This is a genomic window from Aeromonas rivipollensis (genome assembly GCF_010974825.1).
GTDB lineage: Bacteria > Pseudomonadota > Gammaproteobacteria > Enterobacterales > Aeromonadaceae > Aeromonas > Aeromonas rivipollensis.
In genome coordinates, this window is sequence record NZ_JAAILA010000008.1 from 127,464 (window position 1) to 152,544 (window position 25,081).

Annotated in this window: 29 protein-coding genes; 6 read left to right on the forward strand and 23 right to left on the reverse strand. The window is 63.2% G+C overall.

Going from position 1 to position 25,081, the window contains the following annotated elements:
- Positions 1 to 67: 67 nt before the first annotated feature.
- On the reverse strand, positions 68 to 1,279 hold the full coding sequence (locus tag G4923_RS05840; RefSeq protein WP_163136037.1) for a GNAT family N-acetyltransferase: 1,212 nt from the start codon (positions 1,277 to 1,279) through the stop codon (positions 68 to 70).
- A gap of 219 nt (positions 1,280 to 1,498) precedes the next feature.
- On the opposite strand from G4923_RS05840, the gene G4923_RS05845 reads away from it, so the two are divergent.
- The 4 genes from G4923_RS05845 (at position 1,499) to G4923_RS05860 (ending at position 4,168) form a co-directional block, all read left to right on the forward strand.
- Entirely contained in the window at positions 1,499 to 2,317 is an 819-nt protein-coding gene (locus tag G4923_RS05845) for a DUF3100 domain-containing protein (RefSeq protein WP_106887450.1), read from the forward strand.
- Positions 2,314 to 2,763, forward strand: a complete 450-nt coding sequence (locus tag G4923_RS05850) for a hypothetical protein (RefSeq protein WP_005339141.1) — start codon at positions 2,314 to 2,316, stop codon at positions 2,761 to 2,763. Before G4923_RS05845 ends, G4923_RS05850 begins: the two co-directional genes overlap by 4 nt.
- Entirely contained in the window at positions 2,763 to 3,944 is a 1,182-nt protein-coding gene (locus tag G4923_RS05855) for a M20 metallopeptidase family protein (RefSeq protein WP_163136039.1), read from the forward strand. The genes G4923_RS05850 and G4923_RS05855 overlap by 1 nt, the downstream gene beginning before the upstream one ends.
- Before the next feature lie 83 nt (positions 3,945 to 4,027).
- The gene (locus tag G4923_RS05860; RefSeq protein ID WP_163136041.1) at positions 4,028 to 4,168 is read left to right on the forward strand and encodes a hypothetical protein; all 141 of its coding nucleotides are present in this window, start codon (positions 4,028 to 4,030) and stop codon (positions 4,166 to 4,168) included.
- Between the two features lie 84 nt (positions 4,169 to 4,252).
- On the opposite strand, the gene G4923_RS05865 is transcribed toward G4923_RS05860, so the two are convergent.
- The 4 genes from G4923_RS05865 to G4923_RS05880 form a co-directional block, all read right to left on the reverse strand.
- The gene (locus tag G4923_RS05865) at positions 4,253 to 5,212 is read right to left on the reverse strand and encodes a LysR substrate-binding domain-containing protein (RefSeq protein WP_163136043.1); all 960 of its coding nucleotides are present in this window, start codon (positions 5,210 to 5,212) and stop codon (positions 4,253 to 4,255) included.
- Entirely contained in the window at positions 5,212 to 5,850 is a 639-nt protein-coding gene (gene pdxH, locus G4923_RS05870; protein ID WP_139744881.1) for a pyridoxamine 5'-phosphate oxidase, read from the reverse strand. Before pdxH ends, G4923_RS05865 begins: the two co-directional genes overlap by 1 nt.
- Before the next feature lie 164 nt (positions 5,851 to 6,014).
- Complete coding sequence (locus tag G4923_RS05875; protein ID WP_163136046.1) at positions 6,015 to 6,338, reverse strand: hypothetical protein; 324 nt, start codon at positions 6,336 to 6,338, stop codon at positions 6,015 to 6,017.
- The gene (locus G4923_RS05880) at positions 6,335 to 8,311 is read right to left on the reverse strand and encodes a reprolysin-like metallopeptidase (protein ID WP_163136057.1); all 1,977 of its coding nucleotides are present in this window, start codon (positions 8,309 to 8,311) and stop codon (positions 6,335 to 6,337) included. Before G4923_RS05880 ends, G4923_RS05875 begins: the two co-directional genes overlap by 4 nt.
- Before the next feature lie 211 nt (positions 8,312 to 8,522).
- On the opposite strand from G4923_RS05880, the gene G4923_RS05885 reads away from it, so the two are divergent.
- On the forward strand, positions 8,523 to 9,734 hold the full coding sequence (locus G4923_RS05885; protein WP_106887457.1) for an RsmB/NOP family class I SAM-dependent RNA methyltransferase: 1,212 nt from the start codon (positions 8,523 to 8,525) through the stop codon (positions 9,732 to 9,734).
- Between the two features lie 65 nt (positions 9,735 to 9,799).
- Here the strand turns inward: G4923_RS05885 and G4923_RS05890 are convergent, their stop codons facing one another.
- Positions 9,800 to 10,144: a Grx4 family monothiol glutaredoxin gene (locus tag G4923_RS05890; protein ID WP_025326276.1), complete on the reverse strand. Its 345-nt coding sequence runs from the start codon at positions 10,142 to 10,144 to the stop codon at positions 9,800 to 9,802.
- 287 nt (positions 10,145 to 10,431) lie between these two features.
- On the opposite strand from G4923_RS05890, the gene sodB reads away from it, so the two are divergent.
- A complete protein-coding gene (gene sodB / locus G4923_RS05895) occupies positions 10,432 to 11,016 on the forward strand; it encodes a superoxide dismutase [Fe] (RefSeq protein WP_163136059.1) in 585 nt (194 codons plus the stop codon).
- Positions 11,017 to 11,119: 103 nt separating this feature from the next.
- Here sodB and G4923_RS05900 read toward each other — a convergent pair whose 3' ends face one another.
- The 17 genes from G4923_RS05900 to G4923_RS05980 form a co-directional block, all read right to left on the reverse strand.
- Positions 11,120 to 11,929, reverse strand: coding sequence for an MlaA family lipoprotein (locus tag G4923_RS05900; protein WP_139744878.1), 810 nt, complete (start codon positions 11,927 to 11,929; stop codon positions 11,120 to 11,122).
- Between the two features lie 80 nt (positions 11,930 to 12,009).
- Positions 12,010 to 13,278: a c-type cytochrome biogenesis protein CcmI gene (gene ccmI, locus G4923_RS05905; RefSeq protein ID WP_163136061.1), complete on the reverse strand. Its 1,269-nt coding sequence runs from the start codon at positions 13,276 to 13,278 to the stop codon at positions 12,010 to 12,012.
- A complete protein-coding gene (locus G4923_RS05910; protein ID WP_163136063.1) occupies positions 13,275 to 13,754 on the reverse strand; it encodes a cytochrome c-type biogenesis protein in 480 nt (159 codons plus the stop codon). The genes ccmI and G4923_RS05910 overlap by 4 nt, the downstream gene beginning before the upstream one ends.
- A gap of 11 nt (positions 13,755 to 13,765) precedes the next feature.
- Complete coding sequence (locus tag G4923_RS05915) at positions 13,766 to 14,296, reverse strand: DsbE family thiol:disulfide interchange protein (RefSeq protein ID WP_025326271.1); 531 nt, start codon at positions 14,294 to 14,296, stop codon at positions 13,766 to 13,768.
- Positions 14,293 to 16,248, reverse strand: coding sequence for a heme lyase CcmF/NrfE family subunit (locus tag G4923_RS05920; protein WP_111912503.1), 1,956 nt, complete (start codon positions 16,246 to 16,248; stop codon positions 14,293 to 14,295). The genes G4923_RS05915 and G4923_RS05920 overlap by 4 nt, the downstream gene beginning before the upstream one ends.
- Positions 16,249 to 16,496: 248 nt before the next feature.
- Positions 16,497 to 16,988 carry a cytochrome c maturation protein CcmE gene (gene ccmE / locus G4923_RS05925; RefSeq protein ID WP_106887462.1) on the reverse strand — a complete coding sequence of 164 codons (492 nt, stop codon included), beginning with the start codon at positions 16,986 to 16,988 and terminating at the stop codon, positions 16,497 to 16,499.
- Positions 16,985 to 17,191, reverse strand: a complete 207-nt coding sequence (ccmD, locus tag G4923_RS05930) for a heme exporter protein CcmD (RefSeq protein WP_106887463.1) — start codon at positions 17,189 to 17,191, stop codon at positions 16,985 to 16,987. The genes ccmE and ccmD overlap by 4 nt, the downstream gene beginning before the upstream one ends.
- A gap of 2 nt (positions 17,192 to 17,193) precedes the next feature.
- Entirely contained in the window at positions 17,194 to 17,934 is a 741-nt protein-coding gene (locus G4923_RS05935) for a heme ABC transporter permease (protein ID WP_025326267.1), read from the reverse strand.
- 164 nt (positions 17,935 to 18,098) lie between these two features.
- The gene (gene ccmB / locus G4923_RS05940; RefSeq protein WP_025326266.1) at positions 18,099 to 18,767 is read right to left on the reverse strand and encodes a heme exporter protein CcmB; all 669 of its coding nucleotides are present in this window, start codon (positions 18,765 to 18,767) and stop codon (positions 18,099 to 18,101) included.
- Positions 18,768 to 18,769: 2 nt separating this feature from the next.
- Positions 18,770 to 19,405 carry a cytochrome c biogenesis heme-transporting ATPase CcmA gene (ccmA, locus tag G4923_RS05945; RefSeq protein WP_025326265.1) on the reverse strand — a complete coding sequence of 212 codons (636 nt, stop codon included), beginning with the start codon at positions 19,403 to 19,405 and terminating at the stop codon, positions 18,770 to 18,772.
- Between the two features lie 176 nt (positions 19,406 to 19,581).
- The gene (locus G4923_RS05950; RefSeq protein WP_025326264.1) at positions 19,582 to 19,968 is read right to left on the reverse strand and encodes a DUF2802 domain-containing protein; all 387 of its coding nucleotides are present in this window, start codon (positions 19,966 to 19,968) and stop codon (positions 19,582 to 19,584) included.
- A 94-nt stretch (positions 19,969 to 20,062) separates the two neighbouring features.
- The gene (locus G4923_RS05955; protein ID WP_005333026.1) at positions 20,063 to 20,551 is read right to left on the reverse strand and encodes a chemotaxis protein CheW; all 489 of its coding nucleotides are present in this window, start codon (positions 20,549 to 20,551) and stop codon (positions 20,063 to 20,065) included.
- 69 nt (positions 20,552 to 20,620) lie between these two features.
- Positions 20,621 to 21,493 carry a chemotaxis protein CheW gene (locus G4923_RS05960; protein ID WP_163136065.1) on the reverse strand — a complete coding sequence of 291 codons (873 nt, stop codon included), beginning with the start codon at positions 21,491 to 21,493 and terminating at the stop codon, positions 20,621 to 20,623.
- On the reverse strand, positions 21,490 to 22,284 hold the full coding sequence (locus G4923_RS05965; protein WP_111912507.1) for a ParA family protein: 795 nt from the start codon (positions 22,282 to 22,284) through the stop codon (positions 21,490 to 21,492). The genes G4923_RS05960 and G4923_RS05965 overlap by 4 nt, the downstream gene beginning before the upstream one ends.
- Positions 22,285 to 22,288: 4 nt before the next feature.
- Positions 22,289 to 23,197, reverse strand: coding sequence for a flagellar motor protein MotB (locus tag G4923_RS05970; RefSeq protein WP_163136067.1), 909 nt, complete (start codon positions 23,195 to 23,197; stop codon positions 22,289 to 22,291).
- Positions 23,198 to 23,199: 2 nt separating this feature from the next.
- Complete coding sequence (locus G4923_RS05975) at positions 23,200 to 23,937, reverse strand: flagellar motor protein (RefSeq protein ID WP_163136069.1); 738 nt, start codon at positions 23,935 to 23,937, stop codon at positions 23,200 to 23,202.
- Positions 23,938 to 23,939: 2 nt separating this feature from the next.
- A complete protein-coding gene (locus G4923_RS05980) occupies positions 23,940 to 25,052 on the reverse strand; it encodes a protein-glutamate methylesterase/protein-glutamine glutaminase (RefSeq protein WP_106887467.1) in 1,113 nt (370 codons plus the stop codon).
- Positions 25,053 to 25,081 lie beyond the last annotated feature (29 nt).

A 25,081-nucleotide genomic window follows, 5' to 3' on the forward strand; every position in this document is an offset into this window, starting at 1 on the left:
GGAAAACGAATGGCAATCCATGCGCCAAGCGTCGCAATACCCCCTCTTCCCGCCGACGTTGCCAGCATCAAGCACCAGGCTCCAGCAATCGCAGCAGGTACCCGAGGCCAAGCTCGCCCCTGTCCTTGAGCAGGACGCCACCACCATGGGCCTGCACCCCGGGGGCCTCAGGCCCCAGCCAGGCGAGTGGATAGCATCTGACCGTCAGCCCTGCGGGGAGGCGCCGCTCACCGCCCGCCCCGGCCCCTTCCATGAAGAGCGCCACCTCCTGCCCCCCGACTTCGTCCTCATGAAGGATGGCCACCGCCACCCGCTTGTCCTCGAGCCAGGGGGCCAGCGCCTCCTTGAGGTCGTCCGGCAGGCACGGCGGGCGATCCAGCCGCCAATGATCCAGTTCAGCGGGTTGGCGCGCCGACCCGGGCCGCCGCCCGCAATGGTGCATGCCGAGCTTGGCCATCACCCGGCCTGAGGCCAGGTTGTCCGGCATGTGGCGGGCGGTCAGGGCGGGCAGGCGCAACTGCTCGAAGGCAAAAGCCCTGACCAGCCGCGCCGCCCGGGTGGCCAGCCCGCGGTTTTGCCAAGGGATCCCCACCCACCAGGCCAGCTCGCCGTGCCAGTGCAGGGAGATGACCCCGAGCAGGGGAGCCGGCACATCAACCATGGGCAATGTCAGGGCCCAGGTCCGCCCCAGCCCGAGGGCGGCCTTGCGCCCGCTCATGGCGAGCCAGTCGCGGGCCGCCTCCGCTGGATAGGGGTGGGGGATGTTGAGGGTGTAGCGGGCGAGCGCCTCATCCGAGCAATAGCGCAGGACGGCTGGCTCGTCGGCGGCTTGCAGCGGCCGCAGCACCAGAGCCGGAGAGGCAGCGCCCCCGGGTTCACGCAGCAGGGGCGTGGTCAGGCGCCGGGCCAGCAGGCGTTGCAGCGCGGCGGCCAGATCCCCATCGGTGCCGAGGAGCATGTCCGCCCCATTGGGCCCCAGGGTGAGCAGGCCGCTCTCCTTGGCCAGGGTCAGGAGGACGCTGGAGGCAGAAACCAGGATCTGGCGACTCGGGTCGGCCGTCATGAGGGGTGACTCACCCTCCCCCAACCAGGCGGCGAGCAAGCCGCTGGCCGAGAGGGTGCCGTCAGGCGGGCAGCCGGCCCAGGGCGCAGGGGTCACTGCCCCTTGCTCGCAGCGCCTGCCGCGCAGCAACTGCCAACGGTTGCCCTGCCCCTGCCACCTCTGCAGCACCTCCTGCCAGCGAGGCTGCCAGAGCGCCTCTTCTATCAACAGTTCCATCCTTCCCCCTGCGACCGCCGAACGGCGCAGCATAACCGGCTGCTAATGGTTTGTTAACCCATATCTTTAGCATGGTTAAACGGCATACCCCATGAAAAAATGCCATATGGCCAGCTTGATGGCGGTCACATTAATGCCCCCCTGCCCTTCCTATCATGCCCCCATCTCGCAGCGGCCAGCGCCGCTCGTGAATGACAACGCATAACAAGAGAACACACTATGCAGCAAACCACTCCCCTCAAAACGGTGTTAGTCAGTACCCTGGCGACCGCCCTGCTGATCTTCGTGGCCCAGTACCTCATCGGGAAACAGGAGATCAGGATAGGCATCGCCATCATCCCCATACTGCCCATGCTCTTTGCCGTCATCATCGGCATGATCGTCTCCGCCAAGCCGGTCAAGGATCGCATCCCGGGCTGGAAGCGCCTCTTCAGCGAAAAGGAAGAGGGCTTCTGCGGCAAGATGGTGGGCTTCAGCCTGCTGATCCTGGGTACCCAGTATGCGGGCATGATCATCCCCAACCTCAAGATGATCCTGAGCGTCGGTGTGCCGCTCTTCCTGCAGGAGATAGGCAACCTGCTGCCCATCCTCATCGCCATTCCACTGGCGGTGAAATTCGGCTTCGGCCGTCGCGCCATCGGGGCCTGCTCCTCCATCAGCCGTGAGCCCTCCGTCGCGGTGATCCAGGGCAAGTTCGGCACCGGCTCCCAGGAGTACATAGGCGTGCTCGCCATCTACCTGTGCGGCTCCGTCATCGGCACCCTCTGGTTCAGCGTGCTCGGCAGCATAGCGCCCCTCACAGGTCTGCACCCGCTGGCCCTGGCCGCCGGCTCCGGCGTGGGCTCAGGCTCCATGCTGAGCGCCGCCTCCGGCGCCCTGATCAACGGCCTCGACGAGGCGCTGGCCCAGCAGGTACTGAGCATAGCCGCCGCCTCGAACCTGCTCTCGTCTGCCCTGGGCGCCCTCTCCCTCACCTACCTGGGGCTGCCCCTCGCCGAAAAGATCTATGCCCTGACTGACAAAGGAGCGAAAGCATGAAGAGCATCGTGATGGATATGCGGTTCGTCTTTCTGGCGATCCTGCTGGCCATGTTTACCCAGACCCTGACCACGGGCACCCCGCTCTGGCTGATGGGTGACAGCTTCGTCGCCATGTCCCTGGTGGTGTTCGCCTCCCTGGTGGCCAAGCGCTATCTGCCCTCTTCGCTGCCGGCCTTTGCCTATGCCACCATCATCGGCATCCTCATCTGCCTGCCCGAGACCCCGGTGCGCGGCCTCTTCATCGACGCCGTGGCGAAGATCTCCTTCCTCTCCTGCTGCGTGCCGCTGCTGGCCTTCGCCGGCCTCTCCGTCGGCGGTCAGCTCGAGGAGCTCAAGAAGATGTCGTGGAAGGTGATCCTCATCTTCATGATCGTCTCCACCTGCTGCTTCTTCGGCGCCTCGCTGGTTGCCCAACTCGGCTTCTCCATTCAAGGGATCATCTGATGAACCACTACCATATCGAACCTGACCTCCTTGCCCTGCGCGACTTCAGCCACGAGGTGCGCCACCACCTGCACCGCATCCCGGAGTACTCCGGGGCCGAGTTCAAGACCTCAGCCTACTGCCGGGGCTTGATGGAGGAGTTTGGCTACAAGATCACCGAGTATCCGGGCTTTACCGGTTTTCACGGGGATCTGGTCGTTGATCCCACCCTGCCCACCATCGCCTTCCGTGCCGACATGGATGGCCTGGAGATGCACGACATGAGCGAGGTGGCGTTCAAGTCCACCCACGAGGGCATGGCCCACAACTGCGGCCACGACTCCCATATGGCGATCGCCCTGACCACGGCGAAATTCCTGGCAGGGCACAGGGAGCGGCTGCGCTACAACGTTCGCGTCATCTTCCAGATGGCGGAGGAGGATATGCGGGTGCCGGGGGCCGAGAAGATGGTGGAGCTCGGCTGCATGAAGGGGGTGGACGAGATCTACGCCCTGCACAACGACGGCGCCATGGAGACGGGCACCATCAAGTTCAACCAGGGGGTCATGTCCTCCTGGGGCTCGGCCTGGACCCTGGATGTGCACGGCATCTCAGCCCACGGCTCCACCCCCCACAAGGGGCTGGATGCCATCCGCGAGGCGGTGCGGATCATAGAGGACATGGACTACATAGTCGCCAAGCGCACCAGTCCGTTCAGCCCGGCGGTGTTTGGCTGCGGCATGATCAACGGCGGCACCATCCCCAACGCCGTCGCCGATCACGTGCAGGCTCGTGGCACCATACGTGCCATGGACGCCGAGACCGACCAGATCCTGAAAAATAGCTTCAGGGACATGGTCGCCCAGAGCGAGCTGCGCGGCTTCAAGACCACCATGGTCTATGCCGGCTACCCGGCGGTGGAGAACCATGGTGAAGCCTGCGAGCGCCTGCTGCAGGCCGCCGCCGGCGTGCTACCCGCCGAGGGCATCAATGCCCGGGGCCAGCCCATGACAGGCAGCGAGGACTTCAGCTACATGATCAACGCCACCCCGGGTCGCAAGGGGGCCATGTTCTTCCTCGGCAGCGGCTGCCAGGCAAAGGGGATCTGCAACTACCTGCACGCCAATCCCTATTATCTGGACGATGACTGCCTGCTGATCGGTGCCCAGATCTTTGTCAATCTGGCGACCAGGGCAGCCTGAGGGGCAACAGGGGCTCTGCAACTACCTGCATGGGAACCCCTACTACCCGGACGATGACTGCCTGCTGATCGGCGCCCAGATCTTTGTCAATCTGGCGACCAGGGCAGCCTGAGGGGCAACAGGGGCTCTGCAACTACCTGCATGGGAACCCCTACTACCTGGACGATGACTGCCTGCTGATCGGCGCCCAGATCTTTGTCAATCTGGCGACCAGACGCGATTAATCCCGCATACCGATAAACAAAAGAGAGGCCAATGGCCTCTCTTTTTTTGCCTCTGCCATTCAGGGCCGCAGCACAGATCCGGCGCTACAACCAGGGCAGGGTCGCCGCACTGGCGGGGCTCGACTGGTTGAGCAGCGCCAACTGCACCGTCTCCCGACTCACGTGGGGGGCATAGAGGTGGATGAAGTCATACATGTAGTCCCGCAGGTGAGCGTGCCTGCGCAGGCAGACATGGGCCACGCTCGAGGCGATCAGATGATCTATGTTGAGGCAGACCAGGCTCTCCCTGTCCCCCTCGTCGAACGCCGAGGTGGCGATCACGCCTACCCCCATACCGAGGCGCACATAGTGCTTGATGATGTCGCTGTCGGTGGCGGTCAGCACTATGCGCGGGCTGAGGCCATGACGGCCGAACGCCTTGTCCATCTTGGATCGACCGGTGAAGCCGAACACATAGGTGATGAGGGGATAGCGAGCCAGATCCGCCATGGCCAGCGGCTGGCAGTCGAGCAGCGGATGACCGTGGGGCACCACAACGCCGCGCCCCCAGCGGTAACAGGGAATGGTCGCCAGCTCGTCGAACAGGTGCATGGACTCGGTGGCGATGGCCATCTCCACATCCCCGTTTTGCACCATCTGTGCCAGCTGGGCCGGCGCCCCCTGATGCAGCTGGATGCTGACCTCAGGGTAGCGGCGGGAGAAGGCGGTGATCACCGACGGCAGCTTGTAGCGGGCCATGGTGTGGGTGGTGGCGATGCGCAGCACCCCGCTGGTGGCCAGCTGATCACCGAGGGAAAGTTGACCAATCTGTTCGACCTGGGCCACCACCCCCTTGGCCAGCTCCATCACCTGCTCCCCCATGGGGGTCAGGCCCACCAGGTTCTTGCCCTTGCGGGTGAACAGCGCCAGCCCCAGCTCGTCTTCCAGCATCTTCATCTGCTTGCTGAGGGTCGGCTGGGAGGTGTAGAGCTTCTCCGCCGTCGCCGAGATATTGAAGTTGTTCTTCACTATCTCGGTGAAGTTCTTGAGCCTGGCTATGTTCATCAGGGGGCCAGTCGCTCTATGTGCCAGCCATCCCCCTCGCGGCTGTAGTAGAAGCGATCGTGCAGGCGATGCTCGCCCCCCTGCCAGAACTCCACCGTCTCGATGACCACCCGGAAACCGCCCCAGAAGCTCGGCAGCGGCACCTCGCCATTGGCAAACTTCTGCTTGAGCTCGAGGAACTTGGCTTCCAGCACGCCGCGGGCCGAGATGCGGGTCGACTGCTTAGAGACCCAGGCGGCTATCTGGCTATCCTTGGGGCGGCTGTGGAAGTACTTCATCACCTCGAAGGTGCTCATCTTCTCCACCCGGCCTGTCACGTGCACCTGGCGGTCCAGGGTGTGCCAGGGGAAGAGCAGGCTGATGCGGGGATTGCCTTCCAGCTGATGTGCCTTGCGGCTGCCCATGTTGGTGTAGAACACCATGCCCAGGGCGTCGTAGTGCTTGAGCAGCACTGTGCGCTGCCAGGGCTGGCCGTCGGCATCCACTGTGCCCACCACCATGGCGGTGGGGTCGGTCAGCTTGGCCTCGCACGCCTGGGCCAGCCACTTCTCGAACAGGGCGAGAGGCTCGGCCGGCAGATCGGCCCGGTGCAGTCCGCCCCTGGTGTATTCACGACGCAGATCAGCCACATCCATCATCTTGATTTTCCTTCTCTCTTTCTTTGCCGCCCCTGCGGCTGTGGATGGGGGCATTGTGCGACGAGCACGTCATGGGTACAAGCCTGGGGGCGGCCAAATGCTGGCACCAAAAACAGAAAGGGAGGCCTGTGCCTCCCTTTTTCTGACGGCAGCTTGCCACCTGCCTATGGTTTGCCGTCAATCGGCGGGCAATGGGCCAGCATGCGCCGGTTATATTCCGCCGCATAGGCGCTCAGCCTGGCGTGGGCCTCCTTCTGATCCGGCTTGATGACATCGCCGAGCCCCTCCAGATAGCGCACGCCACAGCGAGCCTTGGCAGCCACCTGTTGCTCCGCCGCTATGCCGGGTGCCACCTCGCCACGGCCGGCCCGTACTATCAGCCGGTAATCCTGCTGGGCGAGGCTGTCACTGACTGCCTGATCCAGGGTGTCGGCATCGGCCTGACAGCCGCCGAGCAGGGTGAGCAGCAGCACGCTGGCCAGCCTCATGCCCGCCTCCGTTGCCAGCCCAGCAGCGCCAGGGCCAGGGTCCAGAAGCCGAGGGAGCCACCGCCACCACCGCCGCCCTCATCCCCGCGTTGGGTCACCGACAGCTTGAGCGGGCTGATGGCGAAGAAGAGGTTGTCACTGCAGGCCACCTTCAGCCTGGCGGTGCCGTCGTTACCGGCGGGTATGGTGACGCTGGCCGAGCCCGAGTTGGGCTGGCCGCTGGCGAGCAGGGTCCAGCTCACCCCCTCGTCCCGGGTCAGGGAGAGATCCACCTTGCTGCAATTGATGGGGGCCGCGTTGGTGCCGGCCACGTCCCAGCCTATGGTCTGGTTGGCGCCGGCTCCCAGCGGGGTCACCAGCGGGCTGGTCAGGCGGAAGGCGCTGCCGGTGTTGACCACCTGGATCTTCATGTCGTCAGTGGCGACACCGCCCTTGCCATCCCGCGCCGTGAGGCGGAAATTGAGCTCCCGGTTGGTGGCAGGCCAGGCCTCCCCCTTCGCCAGGGTGTTGGAGAGCAGGGAGGGCAGGCTTGGCAGGGTGCGCTCCGGCAACGCGGTCGGCGCCACGAAGCGAAACAGCGGGCGACTGCCGTCGTCCACCATGCTGGCGACGCTGAAGGATTCGGTGCCGAGATCGATCTGCTCCCAGGTGTAACTCAGGGGATCCTGATCCAGATCCGCCCCGGCGCCCTTGAGCACGAAGGGGGTGTTGGCCGGGATCACATAGTCGTTGCCGGCGGCGACCTGGGGCGCGTTGTTGGTCAGGCTCTGGGAGCTGCCACAGCTCGCGACCCTGGCCATGTGGGCCCGCATCTGTTCGATGGACTTGCTGTGGAAGTAGGGCAGGCTGTTGGCCTGCAGGTTCTCCTCCCCGCAGATCCCTGCATAGGCCATGATGGAGCTGCCGCTGCCGGGCTCCCAGGCCTGGCTGGCCTCCCGGTTGCCACCGCCACAGCTGCCGGTGGTGCCGTTGAAGGTGTGATCGGCGCCGAACTGGTGGCCAATCTCGTGGGCCACGTAGTCGATGAAGAAGGCATCCCCCACCGGATTGGGGGAGCCCGTCATGCCCGCCGACTTCTCCGCGGTGCAGAGCACTCCCAGCCCCGCCAGACCGCCGCCCCCGGTGTTGACCACGTGACCTATGTCGAAGGCGCCGAGCTTGGTGCCGGCCTGGGTCTGTGCATTCTGCTGCACTGTGACGTTGGCATCTATGTCACCGTCATCGTTGTTGAAGGGATCGGTGGCGGTGTCGGTGAAGATGATAGTGTCGTTGCCGCTGGCGAGCTGGAACTCGGCGGCGACGTCACGCTGGTACACCTCGTTGACCCGGTTGAGCAGGGTGGCGATGGCGCCGAGACCCGCCTCGACGGTGCCGCCGTGATACTGGGTGTACTCCCCCGCCGCCGAGATGGCGATGACGTAGCGCTTGCGCTCGTTGCCATCCACCAGGACCTGACGGGCCAGTGCCTTGGCCTGGGAACCGATCACCTTGTCCGCCTCTTCCTCCAGCCGGCTGTGGGCATCCTGCTGGTAATAGATGGCGTAGCCTTCACCGTTTCGGAGCGGATCCACGAACACCATGCGGCCCTGGTGGCTGAACATGGCGTGGAAACCCTGGGGACCGAGATCGAAGCGCCCCGTCTCCACCGGGTTGGACTCGTCATATCCCTTGAATGCCAGAATGCCGGGATACCTGGCGGCGAGATCCGATGGCAGCAGATCATAGGGCTGCAGGTTGAAGGTCACCTCCTTGCCATCCGGCAGCGGCAGGGTCAGTCGAGGCTCCCCTCCCTGCAAGCCGGCGAAGTAATCGGCCGGCACAGTGGCAATGCGATATTGGCTGGCCCTCACCTCATAGCCATCGGCAGCGGTGGCCCGCGCCGCCACCGTATTCCACTCACTGGCGGCCAGGCCGCTGGCGTTCATCAGACCGGCCACCAGCAACGCCAGCGGAGAGTATTTCATCAACTGCATCTTTATTATCCCTTTTTCCATGCGTTCGCCTGAACTGCCTCAGCATCATTTTCCTGCCCGGGTGAGAAGTCCAGTCCCATCCTCTGTACATTCCCCGAATGGGGACGGTTGCACCAATGCAGTCTAGCCCCTATCATGGCGCGGATTTGTCCGTTTCAGAACCCTCCTGTGTCACGGGCCGGTTCACCCTTTTTTGGCCAAGGTTAATCTCATGCTCAAATCCCCACTGTTGCCCCGTTTCGGGGATCTGGTCGTTGCCATTGTTGACGATGTACTCGGTCAGGGTCTCACCCTGGACCGCGCTTATGCCCGTCACTTCTCCGGCATCGAACTCAAACCGCAAGAACAGGCAAGGATTGCCCTGGTCACCGGCGACCTGCTGCGTCGTCTCAGCCTCTATTGCTTCCTGACCGGCATCCAGGTCCGTCAGGCCGAAAAGAATGTCTGGCCGCTGCTGCACAGCTGGCACGCCTTCCACAAGATTGCCCAGCCCAACAATCCGACCCTGGATCGCTTCAATGAAGAGGCATTCCGCCGCCGTCTGACCGAGGCGAAGAAGAACCCGGTGCTGATGGATGGTTGCCCTGCCTGGCTGGAGAAGCTGGGTAACGAGCAGCTGGGTGAGGCCTGGCCTGCCGAGCGTGCCGCTCTGGCCTGGATGCCCAAGCGCTACCTGCGGGTCAACACCCTCAAGTGCACCCGGGAAGAGCTGCAGGCCATTCTGGCCAAAGAGCATGTCACCACCATTCCCGTTGATGGTGTGGAGACTGCCCTGCAGGTCACCTCTGACGCCGCCCTGTTCCGCACCAAGGCCTTTGCCGATGGCTGCTTCGAACAGCAGGACGCTGGCTCCCAGCTGGTCGCCGCCGCCCTGGAAGTGACCCCGGGCATGCGGGTCATCGATGCCTGCGCCGGTGCCGGTGGCAAGACACTGCACATCGCCGCCATGATGGAAGGCAAGGGCCGCCTGCTGGCGATGGACGTGGAAGAGTGGAAGCTGGAGAACCTCAAGCAGCGCGCACGCCGCGCCGGAGCCCACAACGTGGAGACCCGGGTCATCACCAGCAGCAAGACTGTCAAGCGCCTCAAGGAGAGCGCCGATCGCGTGCTGCTGGACGTGCCCTGCTCCGGCCTTGGCGTGCTCAAGCGCAATCCGGATGCCAAGTGGCGTGACACCGCCGAGCGCCTGCCGGTACTGGTCGCCCTGCAAGAAGAGATACTGCAACGCTACAGCCAGATGGTGAAGGTGGGCGGCCTGCTGGTCTATGCAACCTGCTCCATCCTGCCCCAGGAGAACCGCCAGCAGGTGGACAAGTTCCTGGCTGCCAACGAGAACTATCGCCTGCGGGATGACCACACCGTCAGCCCCTCCGAGACCGGCTTCGACGGTTTCTACATGGCGCGGATCGAACGCATCGCCTAAGGCCCTGCGCACGCATAAAAAAGGGGAGCCAATGGCTCCCCTTTTTGCATGATGCGGATGCGACCTTATTCGGCGGCGGCATCATCCTGCTTGTGCTTGGCGGCAGCTTCCTTGATCAAGGTCTGCAGCTCGCCGGCCTGGAACATCTCGATCATGATGTCGCAACCACCGACCAGCTCACCTTCCACCCAGAGTTGCGGGAAGGTCGGCCAGTTGGCAAATTTCGGCAGCTCGGCACGGATGTCCGGGTTTTGCAGGATGTCGACGTAAGCAAAGGGCTCGCCACAGGACATCAGGGCCTGGGAGGCCTGGGCAGAGAAACCGCAGCTGGGTAGCTTGGGGGATCCCTTCATGTACAGGATGATGGGATTCTCAGCCAGCTGCTGTTTGATCTTTTCAATAGTTTCCATAAATGCCTCACTAGAGCGATTTCGGCGGCCATTCTACTGCAAACCGGGCAGACCACAAACTGGCAAACCGTCCCGAATGCAAGAAGTGATGAATCAATACGCCGCAGCTTGATCCGGATCATGGCGAGAATCAAGAGTTGTTCGCCCATCTTTGATGCTGCTACAATCGACGGGCTTTGGGCCGTCCGGCCCCATCATTTCAAGAACAATTCTTTTCAACATAGAAAAGAGTACGCAATGTCTTGCAACCGTCGCCTTCGCACGGCCCAGCCAATGGAGAGTAGAAAATGGCTTTCGAACTTCCCGCTCTGCCCTATGCAATCAATGCTCTGGAACCGCACATCTCCCAGGAAACCCTGGAATATCACCACGGCAAGCACCACAACACCTACGTGGTCAACCTGAACAACCTGGTGCCGGGTACCGAGTTTGAAGGCAAGTCTCTGGAAGAGATCATCAAGACCTCCACTGGCGGCATCTTCAACAACGCCGCCCAGATCTGGAACCACACCTTCTACTGGCACTGCCTCTCCCCGAACGGCGGTGGCGAGCCCACCGGCGCCCTGGCCGATGCCATCAACAAGGCGTTCGGCTCCTTCGCCGAGTTCAAGGATGCGTTCACCAAGTCCGCCATCGGCAACTTCGGCTCCAGCTGGACCTGGCTGGTGAAGAAAGCCGACGGCTCCCTGGCCATCGTCAACACCTCCAACGCCGGCTGCCCGCTGACCGAAGCCGGGACCACCCCGCTGCTGACCGTCGACCTGTGGGAGCACGCCTACTACATCGATTTCCGCAACCTGCGTCCGAAGTACATGGAAACCTTCTGGACCCTGGTCAACTGGGAATTCGTGGCCAAGAACCTGGCTGCCTGATAGCCTCTTTCTTGCCAAAACGCCCCGCACTGCGGGGCGTTTTTTTATAGCGAACAAGCAACGAAAAAGGCGCCATGGGCGCCTTTTTGATAACCATGGGTCGTTACTGGTCTATCTCGTCCAGATACTCGTCCAGGTTGCTGTCATCCTCCTGCTGGCCCTGTTGCTTGAGCTCAGGCTGGCGACCCGTCACCTTGCCGTCGTTGTACTGCAGGTAGAAGTCCTTGGTCAGGGCATAAGGATCGAGCGCGTTGTCGATGATCCGCTCCTGATCGATCAGCTTGGAGCGCGTGCCCAGACCATCCAGCGCCCAGTGCACGAACTTCATCGGGAAGGTCAGCAGGGCATAGGGGAAGTAGATGGTATCTATGGTATCCCCCACCAGTTCGCGGGTGGTGGTCGGGCCGTAGACGGGCACCATTATGTAGGCGCCATCCCCGATGTCCGCCCTGCCTAGCACAGTATCCATCTCCAGCATGTTGCGCTCGAGGCCGGCATGCTTGGCCACGTCGAAGATCCCCAGCAGACCTATGGTGGTGTTGAGGGTGAAGCGGCCTAGGTTGGTCCCCGCCCCCTTCAGATCTCCGACCAGCAGATGGTTGACCATGCTGCTCGGCTCGTCGAAGTTCTCCACCAGGTTGTCGATGCCGTCCTTCATCCCCTGCGGCACATAGCGGGCATAGCCATGGACCACGGGGCGGGCCACATAGGGTTCCAGCACGTCGTAGTTGATGGCCCACATGGCCCGGTTCGCCCCCTGGAAGGGGTCACGGGGATCGCTGGCCGTGCTGGACGCCCCGGGGCGGCTGGGGGTTTCGTTGAGATCCAGGCTCTCTGGGCCCGGCTTGGGAGGGCCACCCGCACAGCCCCCCAACAGCAGTGCCACTGCCAATGCTCCTGAACGCAGATACATATGAAAGTCCTAAGCTTTTTTGGGAATCTTTATGGATTATAGGTAGGCCCGCCCCATCCCGGGGTCGGGCCAAGAGGGTATTAGAGTGCGTGATCGATGCGGATGTCAATCGGCGCTGTAGGGATGCTGGTGGTCGGCACTGTGACCGAGACCCCCTCGAAGGCGCCTTCCTTGTTCATGACGTTGCCGCCCCGGGAGAGGCGCGCCTTGAACTGCAGCTCGGGATAGGCCGCCAGCTTGCTCCCCTCCATCATGGCATCCCCATCCCCCAGTGAGAGGGTGAGGGGCAACTGCGGACCCGGGATGCGCTTGACCGCGATGGGCATGGGCGGGCCATTGGGGATCACCGCAAAGACGAACAGGTGGGCATCCTCCGGCAGCTGGATGCCGGGTGCCAGGGTGATGTGCAGGGGATACTCACCCTCCTTCACCGCCAGCACCTGAGCACTGCCCTGCCCGGCCTGAGCGGCGGGGGCGGCTGTCACGGCGATGCCGCGCTGACGCAGTTGCTGCTCGGCATACTCGATGGAGCGCTCCACCATGGCGTGGCGGGTCGAGCCCTTCTCCAGCAGCGGCAACATGGCTCGCCAGCGCACCAGCGCTGTCTGGAAGTCCTCTTTCTGCAGCGCCATGAAGGCATGGACCGAGCGCGCCTCTATGTTGGCCGGATCCTGGGCGATGGCCGCCTGCAGCAGCTGATCCGCCCGGGCCTCCTCCCCCGTCATCATCAGGGCCTGGGCATAGGGCACAGCCACCATGGCCTTCTGCGGCGCCAGGGAGTAGGCCCGCTCCAGCGCCTCGCGGGCCATCTCGGGGTCATTGCCATCCAGGGTCAGACGCCCCAGCAGCAGCCAGCCACGATAGTCATTCGGTTCTTCTTTCAGCCGGGTGCGCAGCCCCAGGGTGAAGTCCAGCAGATCCTGCTCGGTGACCTCGCTATCCCGCTCCACCAGGATGCGGTTGCTCAGCTCCCCCAGCCGGCTGCTGGCATCCTGCCAGCGGCTCACCTCCTGCCAGGCCCCCAGCTGGTAGTAGAGCCCCAGGCTCACCACCACCAGCACCAGCACACCCGGGATCCAGATCAGGCTCTTGCCGCCGCGGGCGCTCTGCTCCACGTCGGGGATGTCGTCCAGCAGGCTGCGTTGCAGTTCTACCAGGGACTCGGACTCCTCGGCCAGTATGCCCTGCTCACGCTCCTCGCCTATCTCCAGCAGACGCTGGCGGTAGAGCTGCTTGTTGAGGGCCGAACGGCTGATGCTCTGGCGACCCTCGCCGCGCCACAGCGGCAGGATCAGCGCCAGGCTCGCCAGCACCAGCAGGGCCGCGATCACTATCCAAAATGCGGTCATTGTTTCTCTTCCTCTTTGAGCAGCTCGGCCAGACGGCGCCGCTCTTCTTCGCTCAGGGCGTTATTAATTCGTTTTGTCGCCGCCGGCGCACGGCGGCTGCGCACCACCACAGTGGCGGCACCGATGACGATGACCAGCAGGGGGCCAAGCCAGAGGATCAGGGTGGAGGCCATCAGGGGCGGATCATAGAGGATGAAGTTGCCGTAACGGGCCACCATGTAATCCACCACCTCCTCCTTGTTTTTACCGTCCCGCACCATCTGGTAGGTCTTGTCCCTCAAGTCCTTGGCGAGCCCCGCATTGGAGTCGGCGATGTCCTGGTTCTGACACTTGGGGCAGCGCAGCTCCTTGGTCAGCTCGCGGAAGGTCTGCTCCTGGGCATCGCTGTCGAAGGTGTAGACGTCGATGGCGGCACTGGCCTGGCCGGCGCCCAGCAGGCCCCCCAGCAGCAACAGGGATGCAATAAGCGTTTTCATCGGAGCGGCCCTCACTTCATGGCATCGAAGATGGGTTTGAGGGTCGAGGCCCAGACTTCGGGATTGACGTCCCCCACGTGGCGATAACGGATGATGCCCTGGCTGTCGATGAAGAAGGTCTCGGGGGCGCCGTAGACCCCCAGATCCAGCCCCAGCATGCCATCCGGATCATAGAGGTTGACTTCATAGGGGTTGCCGAGCTCAGCCAGCCACTTGATGGCCTTGTCCCGCTCATCCTTGTAGTTCATGCCGACAATGGGAATACCCTGCCCCGCCAGCTGCTTGAGGTAGGTGTGCTCCCCATAGCAGGTCGGGCACCAGGTGGCCCAGACGTTGAGCAGCATGGGGCGCCCCTTGAAGATGCTCCTGTCATGCTGCTTGTCGAGGTCGTAGATGTCCTGCAGGGTGAACACGGGCACCTCCTTGTCCACCATCACGGATTCCAGCTTGGTGGGGTCCGAGTAGAGCCCTTTGAACAGGAACACGGCCCCCATCAGGAAGATGATGAAGGGCAGCAGAAACAGCCAGGTCTTCTTGCTCATGCCTTGGTCTCCTCGTCACGACGGCCGAACCGGTAGCGCTTGTCCAGCATGGCCAGCACGCCGCCGATGGCCATGAAGACGCCACCGAACCAGATCCAGCGCACGAAGGGCTTGTAGTAGATACGCACCGCCCAGGCGCCGTTGTCGAGCTGCTCGCCCAGCGCCGCATAGAGATCCCGGGTGAAGCCGGCGTCGATGGCGGCTTCGGTCATCGGCATGCGACTGACCTTGTACATCCGCTTCTCGGGCTTGAGCAGGGCCACCTGCTTGCCGTTCCTGTGCACCTCCAGCACCCCCTTGAAGCCGTCGTAGTTGGGGCCGTTCTTTTCGCTGATACCGGTGAACACGAATTCGTAGTCGGCGAACTGCACCCTGTCACCGGCCTGCATGCGCAAGTCCTTCTCGATGCTGTAGTTCTGGGTGCAGGCGATGCCTATGATGCTGACCGCCAGCCCCACGTGGCCCAGGATCATGGCCCAATGGCTGTTGCCGAGTTTGCGCACCCCGGTGGCAAAACCGTGTTTGTGGGTGGCGCGCACCCAGGTCTCCTGGATGCTGGTGATGATGATCCAGGTACCCAGGCCTATGCCGAGCGCGGCCCAGGGCTTGAACTCACCGGCGAAGAGCTGCGGCAGCAGCAGGGCGGCGGCCAGGCTCAGCCCCAGGGCCAGCACCACCTTGCCCTTGAGCTCACCGAGCTCCTGACGGCGCCAGCGGAACAGCGGCCCGACCCCCAGCAGCAAGGCGAACGGGATGATCAGCCAGCTGTAGATGTGGTTGAAGAAGGGGGTACCGATGGAGATGCTGCCAAGCCCCAGCTCCTTGTGCACCAGGGGCAAGAGGGTGCCGAGCAGCACTGTCAGCAGGCCCGCCACCAGCAGTATGTTGTTGCCAAGCAGCAGGGTCTCGCGGCTCCATAGCTCGTGTTTGCCGTGGCTCTTGACCTGGGAGCCCTTGAAGGCGAACAGCAGCAAGGAGCTGCCTATCACCGCCAGCAGGAAGCCCAGGATGAAGAGGCCGCGGGTCGGGTCGGAGGCAAAGGCGTGGACGGACACCAGCACGCCGGAGCGCACCAGGAAGGTCCCCAGCAGACTCAGGGAGAAGGCCGAGAGCGCCAGCAACACAGTCCAGGCCTTGAAGGTGGCGCGCTTCTCACTCACCGCCAGCGAATGCAGCAGGGCCGTGCCCGCCAGCCAGGGCATGAAGGAGGCGTTTTCCACCGGATCCCAGAACCACCAGCCACCCCAGCCGAGCTCGTAATAGGCCCACCAGGAGCCGAGCACTATGCCAAGGGTCAGGAAGACCCAGGCAGCCATGGTCCAGGGACGGGACCAGCGCGCCCAGGTGGCGTCGAGGCGCCCTGTCATCAGGGAGGCGATGGCAAAAGCGAAAGCCACCGAGAAGCCCACGTAGCCCATGTAGAGCATGGGCGGGTGGAAGATGAGACCAGGATCCTGCAGCAGGGGGTTGAGGTCGCGACCATCTACCGGGAAGTACGGCAGGGTGCGGGTGAAGGGATCCGAGGTGAACAGCACGAAGGCGGTAAAGCCCACTGAGATGAGCCCGAGCACCCCCAGCACCCGCGCCACCGCATCCAGCGGCAGGCGACGGCTGAACAGGGCCACGGCCGCGGTCCAGCCTCCCAGGGTCAACACCCAGAGCAGCAGGGAGCCCTCGTGGGCCCCCCACACCGCCGAAATGCGGTACTGCAGCGGCAGCAGGCTGTTGGAGTTGGTGGCCACGTACTGCACGGTGAAGTCGTTGTCGACGAAGGCCCAGGTCAGGCAGAGGAAGGAGAGCAACAGCAGCAGGAACTGGCTGTAGGCAAGCGGACGGGCTGCCGACATCATGCCGAGGCGCCCCAATTTGGCGCCGATCAGCGGATAGCTCCCCAGCAGCAGTGCGGTGGCAAAGGCCAGGATCAGTGCGAATTGCCCCAGTTCAGGGATCATGGCTGACTTCCTTTCAATTGCGCCGCGACCAGAACCGGCGCACAGGCATGAGACGGTGAGAACTGCCCCAGTTCAGGGATCATGGCTGACTTCCTTTCAATTGCACCGCGACCAGAACCGGTGCACAGGCATGAGACGGTGAGAACTGCCCAAATTCGGGGATCATTGACTATTTCCTTTCGATGGCAGGGTGAGACATACAGATCCGGCGGCGAAACGAGCTGAACACGAGATCAAGGCTGACGGCATCATTGCTTGGCCCCCTGCAACTGCGCCTCGGTATATTCGGGCTTGAAGTGCATGCCATTGGTGGCGTCCGCCACCTCCGGCGGCATGTAGTTCTCGTCGTGCTTGGCCAGCACCTCGAAGGCGGCCACTGTGGTCGCGTCCTTGAGGGTGCCCTGGGCGACTATGCCCTGCCCTTCCCGGAACAGGTCCGGCAGTATGCCGTCAAATTCCACCGTCACCAGATGGCCGCCGTTGTCCACCAGCTTGAAGGCCACCTTGAGGCTCTGGGGATCCCGCTGCACCGAGCCCGGCACCACCAGGCCGCCGATGCGCAGGCGCTGGCCCTCTTCCGGCTTGACCTTCTCCGGCCCCTTGCCCTCCACCAGCTCGCTCGGGGTATAGAAGAGATCGATGTTCTGGCTGAGGGCATAGAGCACCAGGCCAGTCACGCTGGCGAGGCCCAGGCTGATGGCCAGAATGATGGTGAGGCGTTTCTTGCGTCTCGGGGTCATAGAGTGTTCTCCATCTGCTGGGCCGCCTTGCGACGGGCCTCTCGGGCCTGCTTGTTGCGCAATTCGCCGAGCAGGCTGCGGGTTTTCAACCGGGTGGAAATGACGATGCCGACCAGGCAGAGCGCGGTCAGACCGAAGGAGAGCCAGACGTAGAAGGCGTAACCGCCCATGGCCATGAAGTCGCTGAATGAGGCAAAGTGCATGCTTACTTCTCCTGTCTGGCGATGTCGGCAACCCAGGGGCGGTGCCACTCCCGCATCAGCAGCTCGTTGCGGAACCGCATCAGGGTCAGGGCCCCGAGGAAGGTGGCAAATGCCAGTATCATGATGAGCAGCGGCCACAGCATCTCGGGGGAGATGGAGGGCTTGTCAAACTTGGTGATGGAGGCGCCCTGGTGCAGGGTGTTCCACCACTCCACCGAGTAGTGAATGATCGGCAGGTTGATCACCCCCACCAGCGCCAGTATGCCGGCGGCGCGCCCCGCCACTACCTTGTCGCTGAAGGCGTTGTAGAGGGCGATGACCCCAAGATAGAGGAACAGCAGGATAAGCTCTGAGGTGAGGCGCGCATCCCACACCCACCAGGTGCCCCACATGGGCTTGCCCCAGGCGGCACCGGTGAAGAGGGCGATGAAGGTGAAGACGGCGCCCACCGGGGCTATGGCCGCCACCGTCATGTCCGCCATGCGCAGTTGCCACACCAGGCCGATGAAGGCCGCCACCGCCATGGTGGAGTAGGCTCCCATGGAGAGGATGGCGGCAGGCACATGGATGTAGATGATCCTGAAAGAGTCTCCCTGCTGATAATCGGCGGGGGCAAAGGCCAGCCCCCAGACGGTGCCTATGATGAAGGCGAGCAGGCTTGTCACGACAAACCAGGGCAGCAGGGTGCCGGCCAGCCCATAGGCGCGCTCGGGTTTGGCATAAGGGTGCAACCATTTCCACATAGCTCACAGAACCTTTCAGTTATTAATTTTTAAGTGGCGAGGCCTACCATACCCACAGGCGGGAAACATCATATCCCCCCAAAGCAATAAGCAGCCATCCCCTTGATCTATCTCAATTATATTTTTCAAAAATAAGCCTCAAAAGAGGCTCTTTTGGTAATTAATCAGTTGACGCTGACCCGCAGTGCCGCCGAGATGGCCAGGGGCGTCAGGGTCAGGGCCCCCACCAGCATGGCCCCCAGGATCGCGAGCTGCCCCCCGTAGGGCAACCCCATGCTGGCCGCATCGATGGCGGAGGTGGCGAAGATAAGCACCGGGATATAGAGCGGCAGCAGCAGCAGGCTGAGCAGCACGCCCCCCTTGCGCAGTCCCGCCGTCAGCGCCACCCCGACAGCCCCGAGCAGGCTCAGCACAGGGGTGCCGAGCGCCAGGGTGGCCACCACCGCCAGATAGCTCTTCATGTCCAGGGAGAGCAGGATGGCGAGCAGCGGCGAGACCAGCAGCAGCGGCAGGCCGGTCAGCAACCAGTGAGCGATCACTTTCGCCAGCGCCAGCAGCCCGAGGGGATGGGGCATCAGCATCATCTGCTCCAGGGCGCCGTCGCTGAAGTCATCGCGAAACAGCCGCTCCAGAGAGAGCATGGCCGCCAGCAGGGCCGCCACCCAGATGATGCCGGGGGCGATGCGGGCCAGCAGCTGGGGCTCGGGCCCGATGCCGAGGGGAAAGAGGGTGATGACGATGAGGAAGAACCAGAGCGGGTTGAAGATGTCGGCGCGCTGGCGCAGGGCCATCAGCAACTCGCGGTGAATAAGGTGTATGACGGCGCGCAGCATGGCTACTCCTGCAACAACGAGGTCAGCGACAGTGTCTTCAGGCGCCCCTGCATCAGGGTCAGGTCCTGATGTGTGGTGAGCACCACCATGCCCCCCCGATCCGCGTGAGTCAGGAACAACCGCTCCAGCACCCTGACCCCTTGCTTGTCGATGGCGGTGAAGGGTTCGTCGAGGATCCAGAGCGCCGGGCGCTCCGACAGCCAGAGCCTGGCCAGCGCCACCCGCCGCTGCTGCCCTGCCGAGAGCTGGCCCGCGGGATAATCCTCGAAGCCGGCGAGTCCGACCTGGGCCAGCACCTGCCAGAGATCCACGGAAGCCTCGGCCGTGCCGTGCAGCTTCTGGTAGAAGGAGAGATTCTCGAGGGGGGTCAGGGTCGCCTTGACACCGGGCTGATGGCCCAGGTAGAGCAGGCTGGCATGGTACTCATCCCGGCAGTGGCGGATGTTCTCCCCGTTCCAGCACACCTCCCCCGCGAAGGGTTGGGAGAGGCCGGTCAGCAGTCGGAGCAGGCTGGTCTTGCCCACCCCGTTCGGGCCTTCAATCTGCATCAGATCGCCCGAGCGCACCGCGAAGGAGAGATGTTCAAACAGGGTGCGATCTTCACGCACGCAGCTCAGATTGTTGGCTTGAAGCAGCATGAGGATGTAATCGTTGAAAATGAGGCGGCCTGCATCTTAACACAGGATCCGGAGGCGTCTTTTCAAAGATGCCAATAATCAACAGGATTTGTGGGGGAGATCGCGCACCGGCAGAAGAGGATGTGGCAGGGAAGAGAGGGGCGGCCGGAGCCTCCCCTTTCGATCAGGAGCAGGGGTCAGCTGCGACCCTTGCGCAGGGAGATCAGCAGCTCGGCTTCGGCCTGGGGCAACTCGCACTCGCTCATCACCTCGTCGAGATCGGCCCCTAGCTCCACCATCTTGGCGGCGCGGCTGTAGAGGCGGCGCTCCGGATCCTGCAGGGTCAACTCCTGCTGGCTATCCTGGATCTTCTGCATGGCCCCTTCGGCGGATTGCAGGCGCTGACCCATGCCGATGGCACCGGTATGCAGCTCCATCATCTGCTTGCGCAGACTCTCGAGCTGCCCCTGCAGCGTCTCCATCCTGGCCTCGGACTCTCGCTGACGGCGGCGATGACCCAATAGACCGTAGAGGGCCAGCACCAGTGCCAACAAGGACAACCCCAAGGCTGCGAATTCAATCATCAAACTGTCACCTTCCTCATCACAGGGTCCCGCTCGGCATCAAGGTGCCGCGGGCAGATCCGGGACCGCTGTTGTATCACTTTTTGACCCGCCGTTACAGGGAGCCAATATCGTCCCACTCTTCGTCGGAGAGCAGCTTGTTGAGATCCACCAGGATCAGCAGCTGACCGTCGCGGTTGCTGACACCCTGGATGAACTTGGCGCTCTCCTCGGTGCCCACCGCCGGGGCGGCGTCGATCTCGGAGGAGCGCAGATAGACCACCTCGGCCACGCTGTCCACCATGATGCCGATCACCTGCTTCTCCGCCTCTATGATGACGATGCGGGAATTCTCGCTCACATCACCGGCCGGCAGGCCGAAACGGGAGCGGGTGTCGATGACGGTCACCACGTTGCCACGCAGGTTGATGATGCCCAGCACATAGTCGGGCGCACCCGGTACCGGGGCTATCTCGGTGTAGCGCAACACCTCCTGGACCTGCATCACGTTGATGCCATAGGTCTCGTTTTCCAACTGGAAGGTCACCCACTGCAGCACTTCGTCCTCGGCCAGATTTTGTGCAATATTGCGCTTCTCTGTCATCTTCTTGATCCTTGTATGAACCCGTCAACGGGTAAAATTAGCAATAAAACCATGGCAGTGCCGATGTTGTCAGCGGCCTTCAATGTTCACGCCTCGGCCAAGGAGCACCAAGAGCTCCCTGACGTGCAGCAGGGCACACATCTTCTCCTTGACCATGCCCGCCAGCCAGGGACGTTTCCCCTCCTGATGGCGCCACTTCACCTGATCCCGATGCAGCAGTTCGGTGCCCTTCAACTGATGACAGGCCAGTCCCCAGGGTGATTCCCCCAGCATGATCAGATATTTGTACTCGTCTATCTCCAGATGCTGGCCCGGCATGACCCACTGGGCCGTGTCGACCACGTTCATCTTCTGCTCCCGGGAGGTCATGATCCCCTTGTACCAGCCCGGCTGGCCGAAGAGGGAGCTCACCTCCCCCAGCTGGTGGATGCCGCCGAGTTCGGTCAGGGGCACAGCGAAGGTCACCCCGGCCACGTCGAAGAAGAGCGCCTGAAACTCGTTGCCGGTATCCAGGTTTTCCCAGGCCGCAGGGGCCGGTTCAGGTTCCGCCGCCAGCGCGGGTTCGGCCAGTGTCAGGGCGACGGGTTCGGCGATCACCGGGATCACCTCGGGCGTCGCCAGGGCCACCTCGACCGGCTCGGGCTCGGCTTCGACCTCAACCTCGAGCTGGAAGGGCTCGACATGCAGCTCTTCATGGCTCAGGACATCCATCTCGTCCTGCACCTGGCTCACCTGGGCGAGCAGCTCGCTCAGTTGCGCCAGTCGGCTGTCGGCTTCGAGATAGGGGGCTGCAACCACCTCGGGCAAGGGGGCGGGCTGAGGCTGCAACTGCGGCGCAGGGGCCGGTGCCTCGTCGTCCGGATCGTCCCGCAGCAGGACGTCATCGAGCAGCAGGGAGTGGAAATAGTCATCCATGGCCCGAACCTGGGTGGTCTCTCTCATGGCTTCACCTCCTGGGTTCGTTGACGCTCCAGCGCATCAATAAAGTTGAGCAGTGTCTCGTAGGCATAGGTGCCACGGCTGCCCGGTGCATAGATGGACGGGGGTATGTGCAGCAGGCTGGCATCCCGGAATTTGGTGTCGATGGGAATGACCGCATTCCACACCGCCTCCCCATACTGTTCCTTGATGGACTGCAGCGTCATCAGGGAGGCCCGGGTACGCTTGTCGAACATGGTCGGGATCACCGTATAGCGGAACTTGTCCCGCTTGGATCGCTGCATGATCTCGAAGGTCTTCATCATCCGCTCCAGCCCCTTCAAGGCCAAAAATTCGGTCTGCACCGGCACCAGGATGCGATCGCAGGCCGCCAGCGCATTGACCATCATCACCCCCAGTACGGGCGGGCAGTCGATGAGCACATAGTCATACTGATCCTGCACCCGCAACAGGGCACGCTTGAGCACCAGCCCCATGCCTTCCCGGTTGCCCATGACCCTGTCCAGGGTCGCCAGCGTGATGGAGGCGGGCAGCAGGTGGATGTTCTCGAACTTGGTCTTCAGGGTCATGCGGTTGACCAGCTCGCTGCTCGGCTTGGCCGCCTGGAACAGCTCGTAGAGGGTGCCTTCCAGCCGGTCCGAGTCAAAATCGAAATAAGAGGTCAGGGAGGCATGGGGATCGGTGTCGATCAGCAGTACCCGCTGGCCACGCTGGGCCAGAATGCCCGCCAGGGAGACGACCGTGGTGGTTTTACCGACTCCACCCTTCTGATTGGCAACCGTCCAAACAATCACTGTATCAATCCTGCCTTGTTGTTATGCGTATGCCACCACCGGGCAGCGTCACCACTCTGACGTTCTCGCTGTCGACGCTCTGTGGCGCGGCCGGGGCCGGCGTCACCGTCAGGGAGTTGACGGAGGTTCGCAGCACCCAGGCGAATCTGGATATGGCGACCACGACCTTGCGATTCTGTAACCGCCCCTGCTCGCTGCCGTTGTCGGCGAAGGGGGAGAACTCCCCATAGGCCTCGTAGGCGAGCCGCTCGGGGGCTATCCCCTTGGCCACCAGGGCGCCGAGCACAGCCTCGGCGCGGGCGGCAGACAGGGTCCAGTTGGAGCGAAACATTTCGTTGTTGATCGGCTGGTTATCCGTGTAACCCCGCACCCTGACATAGTTATCGACCGGTTTCAGAATACCTGAAAGCGTATCGAGCACAGGGGCCGCATTGCTCCCCAGAAAGGCGCTGCCGCTGCGAAACAGCAGGCCGGAACTCAGCTCCACCGTCAGCCAGTTGTCATCCTTCGCCAGCTTGACCACGCCGGCATCCACCAGGGCGCCCATGGCCTCCTGCAACTGCAGGTCTATGGTCGCAAGGGCCGTGCCATCTTGCTGGATCGGGGTGCCCGTGATGGGGGCACGCGAAGGCGATGGGGAGGCCTGGCTCTCCAGCAGGGAAGGCGCGGCCGACACCGGATGGTTCAGCAGGGAGTTGCCCTGCCCTTCCAGCAAGCCATCGCTGCGCGGTACCTGGTTGAAGGCCTGGGTCATGCCCTCGATGACGGCGCGGTACTGCTCCTTGTTGACTATGGCCACGGAGTAGAGCACCACGAAGAGGGCGAAGATGAGCGTCATGTAATCGGCATAGGAGACCAGCCAGCGATCGAGATGTTCTCGCCCTTGCAGGTGCAAACGATAGCGCTTGCGCATGGCTATTCCCCTTTCAGATAAGCCCGTAGCCGCCGTTCAACCTGCTGGCCGTTCTCCCCGTGGGCGATGGCCAGCAACCCTTCCAGCGTCATCTCCTGGTAGAGACCGTAGTGGTAGTGGAATGCCCGCAGGCGATTCGCTATCGGCAGGTAGAGGAGGTTGGCAAAGCCCACCCCGTAGATGGTCGCGACGAAGGCGATGGCGATGCCGGCGCCCAGGGTGCCCGGCTCCTCCAGGTGAAACATGGCCTGGATGAGGCCTATCACGGCCCCTATGATGCCTATGGTCGGGCTGTAGCCCCCCATGGCCTCGAACACCCTGGCGGCGTGCTCGTTGCGCTCCTGCTCGATGTCGATGTCCGCCTCCAGCAGGCGGCGGATATCCTCGATGGAGACACCGTCCACTATCATGGTGAGCCCCTGGCGGGTGAAGGGATCAGGCTCCCCTTCGGCCTGGTTCTCCAGCGCCAGCAACCCCTGCTGGCGTGCAAACTGGGCCCAGGCCTGCAGGCGTTCGGCCTGCTGCACCAGATCCAGTCGCGGCGGGAACAGCATCCAGCGGGCCTGGGCGAGCGCGGACAGCATGTACTTGCGGGGCGTCTGCAGTATGACGGCCCCCCAGGTGCCCCCGACCACGATGACGAAGGCCGGGCCATCGAGCAGGGTCAGCAGGCTGCCCCCGTGCCACCATTGGGCGACGGCCACGGCGAGCAGCGCCAGCACCAGGCCGAACATGCCCATGGTCAGCGACCCAACTCGACCAGGATGCGCTGGGCAACCCTGTCCAGCGGCAGGGATTCGCTCGCTATGCCGGCCTTGGCAACCGCCTGGGGCATGCCGTAGACCACGCAGGAGGCTTCATCCTGCGCCCAGATGGTGGCGCCCTGCTCCTTGAGCAGACGCGCTCCGTCCCGGCCATCGGCTCCCATGCCGGTCAGCACTATGGCGAGCACCTTGTCGCCGTAGATCTTGGCGGCCGAGGCGAAGGTGATATCGACGCAGGGCTTGTAGTTGACCTTGTCATTGCCCTCTATGATGCGAAGGCGAGCCCCGGGCCCGCGCCCTTCCAGCAGCATCTGCTTGCCACCGGGGGCCAGGTAGGCGTGACCCGGCTTGAGCACGTCACCGTCCTCCGCCTCCTTGACCCCGATCTGGCACAGACCGTTGAGACGGGCGGCAAAGGCGGCGGTGAAGGTGGCGGGCATATGCTGGATCAGCAATATGGGGTGAGGGAAGTCACCGGGCAGCTTGGTCAGCACGTTCTGCAGCGCCACAGGGCCACCGGTGGAGGTGCCGATGGCCACCAGCTGATAGCTCTTGCCGCTGCGCTTGAAGCTGGCGGGCGCCGCGGCGCGGACCGGCTCGGGCTGGCGATCAAGAGGACGCGCCAAGGCAGCTCCGAGGGCGGGGCGCACCAGGGGCTCCGGCGCCCGGGGCCTGGCGGCCGCCATCAGGAAGCGCTTGCGGGCGATCTCCCTGACGCGTTGTTGCAGCAGCTTGACGGCCTCATCCTTGTCGCGGGCTATGTCTTCGAACTTCTTGGGCAGGAAATCCAGGGCACCGGCATCCAGTGCATCCAGGGTCGCCTTGGCCCCCTCGTGGGTCAGCGAGGAGAACATCAGTATGGGGGTCGGACACTTGGCCATGATCTCGCGTACGGCGCTGATGCCATCGAGCACCGGCATTTCGATGTCCATGGTGATGACGTCAGGCCGCAACTGCAGCGCCTTGTCTACCGCCTCCCGACCGTTCTGGGCCGTGTCGATCACCGTCATCAGGGGATCCTGATTGATGATCTCGCTGACCCGGCGACGGAAGAAACTCGAATCGTCGACCACTAATACCTTGACTGCCATTGTTATTCTTTTAACTCCTTGGGCCAGAC

Bases quoted from the DNA above. Each gene is read 5' to 3' on its own strand.
- G4923_RS05840 (WP_163136037.1), bottom strand. From the start codon at position 1,279: ATGGAACTGTTGATAGAAGAGGCGCTCTGGCAGCCTCGCTGGCAGGAG.
- G4923_RS05845 (WP_106887450.1), top strand. From the start codon at position 1,499: ATGCAGCAAACCACTCCCCTCAAAACGGTGTTAGTCAGTACCCTGGCG.
- G4923_RS05850 (WP_005339141.1), top strand. From the start codon at position 2,314: ATGAAGAGCATCGTGATGGATATGCGGTTCGTCTTTCTGGCGATCCTG.
- G4923_RS05855 (WP_163136039.1), top strand. From the start codon at position 2,763: ATGAACCACTACCATATCGAACCTGACCTCCTTGCCCTGCGCGACTTC.
- G4923_RS05865 (WP_163136043.1), bottom strand. From the start codon at position 5,212: ATGAACATAGCCAGGCTCAAGAACTTCACCGAGATAGTGAAGAACAAC.
- pdxH (WP_139744881.1), bottom strand. From the start codon at position 5,850: ATGATGGATGTGGCTGATCTGCGTCGTGAATACACCAGGGGCGGACTG.
- G4923_RS05875 (WP_163136046.1), bottom strand. From the start codon at position 6,338: ATGAGGCTGGCCAGCGTGCTGCTGCTCACCCTGCTCGGCGGCTGTCAG.
- G4923_RS05880 (WP_163136057.1), bottom strand. From the start codon at position 8,311: ATGCAGTTGATGAAATACTCTCCGCTGGCGTTGCTGGTGGCCGGTCTG.
- G4923_RS05885 (WP_106887457.1), top strand. From the start codon at position 8,523: ATGCTCAAATCCCCACTGTTGCCCCGTTTCGGGGATCTGGTCGTTGCC.
- G4923_RS05890 (WP_025326276.1), bottom strand. From the start codon at position 10,144: ATGGAAACTATTGAAAAGATCAAACAGCAGCTGGCTGAGAATCCCATC.
- sodB (WP_163136059.1), top strand. From the start codon at position 10,432: ATGGCTTTCGAACTTCCCGCTCTGCCCTATGCAATCAATGCTCTGGAA.
- G4923_RS05900 (WP_139744878.1), bottom strand. From the start codon at position 11,929: ATGTATCTGCGTTCAGGAGCATTGGCAGTGGCACTGCTGTTGGGGGGC.
- ccmI (WP_163136061.1), bottom strand. From the start codon at position 13,278: ATGACCGCATTTTGGATAGTGATCGCGGCCCTGCTGGTGCTGGCGAGC.
- G4923_RS05910 (WP_163136063.1), bottom strand. From the start codon at position 13,754: ATGAAAACGCTTATTGCATCCCTGTTGCTGCTGGGGGGCCTGCTGGGC.
- G4923_RS05915 (WP_025326271.1), bottom strand. From the start codon at position 14,296: ATGAGCAAGAAGACCTGGCTGTTTCTGCTGCCCTTCATCATCTTCCTG.
- G4923_RS05920 (WP_111912503.1), bottom strand. From the start codon at position 16,248: ATGATCCCTGAACTGGGGCAATTCGCACTGATCCTGGCCTTTGCCACC.
- ccmE (WP_106887462.1), bottom strand. From the start codon at position 16,988: ATGACCCCGAGACGCAAGAAACGCCTCACCATCATTCTGGCCATCAGC.
- ccmD (WP_106887463.1), bottom strand. From the start codon at position 17,191: ATGCACTTTGCCTCATTCAGCGACTTCATGGCCATGGGCGGTTACGCC.
- G4923_RS05935 (WP_025326267.1), bottom strand. From the start codon at position 17,934: ATGTGGAAATGGTTGCACCCTTATGCCAAACCCGAGCGCGCCTATGGG.
- ccmB (WP_025326266.1), bottom strand. From the start codon at position 18,767: ATGCTGCGCGCCGTCATACACCTTATTCACCGCGAGTTGCTGATGGCC.
- ccmA (WP_025326265.1), bottom strand. From the start codon at position 19,405: ATGCTGCTTCAAGCCAACAATCTGAGCTGCGTGCGTGAAGATCGCACC.
- G4923_RS05950 (WP_025326264.1), bottom strand. From the start codon at position 19,968: ATGATTGAATTCGCAGCCTTGGGGTTGTCCTTGTTGGCACTGGTGCTG.
- G4923_RS05955 (WP_005333026.1), bottom strand. From the start codon at position 20,551: ATGACAGAGAAGCGCAATATTGCACAAAATCTGGCCGAGGACGAAGTG.
- G4923_RS05960 (WP_163136065.1), bottom strand. From the start codon at position 21,493: ATGAGAGAGACCACCCAGGTTCGGGCCATGGATGACTATTTCCACTCC.
- G4923_RS05970 (WP_163136067.1), bottom strand. From the start codon at position 23,197: ATGCGCAAGCGCTATCGTTTGCACCTGCAAGGGCGAGAACATCTCGAT.
- G4923_RS05975 (WP_163136069.1), bottom strand. From the start codon at position 23,937: ATGGGCATGTTCGGCCTGGTGCTGGCGCTGCTCGCCGTGGCCGTCGCC.
- G4923_RS05980 (WP_106887467.1), bottom strand. From the start codon at position 25,052: ATGGCAGTCAAGGTATTAGTGGTCGACGATTCGAGTTTCTTCCGTCGC.